Source organism: Streptomyces griseoflavus (genome assembly GCF_014649995.1).
In the GTDB taxonomy this organism is placed as follows: Bacteria; Actinomycetota; Actinomycetes; order Streptomycetales; family Streptomycetaceae; genus Streptomyces; species Streptomyces griseoflavus.
Genome location: NZ_BMUC01000025.1, coordinates 1 through 1,779, shown reverse-complemented (window position 1 = coordinate 1,779; position 1,779 = coordinate 1). Strand labels below are relative to the sequence as shown.

The window sequence follows — 1,779 nt, the reverse complement described above, 5'->3', positions numbered from 1 at the left end:
TTGCGGATCTTGCGCGGGAGGGTGAGGGTGAGCTCGTCCATCAGGGAGAGCACCTTGGCCGGGTAGCCCGCCTGGGCCGCGGCCTGCTCGACGGAGGCCGGGTCGTGTCCCTCGCCGACCATGGCGACACCTTCGTCCATGAAGCGGCCGATGACGCGGGAGGTGAAGAATCCGCGCGAGTCGTTGACGACGATCGGGGTCTTGCCGATCTGGCGGACCAGGTCGAAGGCGCGGGCCAGCGCCTCGTCACCGGTGCGCTCGCCCTTGACGATCTCCACCAGCCGCATCTTGTCGACGGGTGAGAAGAAGTGCAGCCCGATGAAGTCCTTGGGGCGGCTCACCGCTCCGGCGAGTGAGCTGATGGGGAGGGTGGAGGTGTTGGAGCAGAGGAGGGCGTCCGGGGCGACCACGCTCTCGGCCTCCCTCAGCACCTCGGCCTTGAGCCCGGGGTCCTCGAAGACGGCCTCGATGACGGCGTCGCAGCCGGCGAGGTCGGCGGCCTCGGCGGTGGGTGTGATCCGCGCGAGGAGCGCGTCGGCCTTCTCCTGGCTGGTGCGGCCCTTGGCCACGGCCTTGGCGCACAGCTTCTCGGAGTAGCCCTTGCCCTTGAGGGCCGCTTCCAGGGACACGTCCTTCAGCACGACGTCGATGCCCGCCCGGGCGCACGCGTAGGCGATGCCGGCGCCCATCATCCCCGCGCCCAGGACGGCCACCTTGGTCGCGGTGCGGGAGGGCAGGTTCTGCGGCCGGTTGGCGCCCGCCTCGACCGCCCGCAGGTCGTGGAAGAACGCCTGGATCATGTTCTTCGAGGTCTGCCCGGTCAGCAGGTCGGTGAGGTAGCGGGCCTCGATGACGAACGCGGTGTCGATGTCGACCTGGGCCCCCTCGACGGCGGCGGCGAGGATGTTGCGCGGCGCCGGGTAGGGGGCGCCGGCCAGCTTCTTGCGGAGCAGGGCGGGGAAGGCGGGCAGGTTCGCGGCGAACTCGGGGTGTGCCGGGGTGCCGCCGGGAATCCGATGGCCGGGCCGGTCCCAGGGCTGGGCGGACTCGGGATGGGCGTCGATGAACGCGCGTGCTCTGGTGAGCAGTTCGCTCTGGTCGGCGGCGATCTCGTCGACCAGGCCGGCGGCGAGCGCGGGGGCGGGAGCGTACTGCCTGCCCTCCAGGAGTACCTTCTGCAGCGCGTCGGCGATCCCGAACATCCGCACCGTGCGGGTCACGCCGCCACCGCCGGGGAGCAGGCCGAGGGTGACCTCGGGCAGCCCGACCCGGGCGGTGGGCCGGTCGAGGAGGACGCGGTGGTGGCAGGCGAGGGCTATCTCGTAACCGCCGCCCAGGGCGGTGCCGTTGAGGGCGGCCACGACGGGCACGCCCAGCGTCTCCAGCCTGCGCAGGGCGCGCTTGACGCGCATGCCCGCCTCGAAGGAGCGGTCGGCGGTCTCGGGGGAGACCCGGATCAGGTCGCGCAGGTCGCCGCCGGCGAAGAAGGTGTCCTTCGCGGAGGCCACGATGACGCCCCGGAGGGTGTCGCCGCGGCTCTCCAGGCGCTCGACCACCGCGTCGAGGGAGTCGATGAAGGCCGCGTTCATGGTGTTCACCGGCTGGCCGGGGTCGTCGAGGACCAGGGTGACGACCCGGTCGGTGTCCTCTTCCCAGCGGATGGTGGTGTTCTTCTCGGTCATGAGGGAGTCTCCGTCAGAGAGTGGCGGGTCGCCGGGAGGGTCAGAGGCGTTCGACGACGGTGGCGATGCCCATGCCGCCGCCCACGCACAGGGTGGC

Annotated in this window: 1 protein-coding gene; it reads right to left on the bottom strand. The window is 71.7% G+C overall.

The window, feature by feature from the left end; all coding sequences use genetic code 11:
- Positions 1 to 1,682 (bottom strand): 3-hydroxyacyl-CoA dehydrogenase NAD-binding domain-containing protein (locus IE172_RS32700; protein ID WP_229886684.1); only part of this gene is annotated, 1,682 nt, incomplete at its 3' end.
- Positions 1,683 to 1,779: the final 97 nt, after the last annotated feature.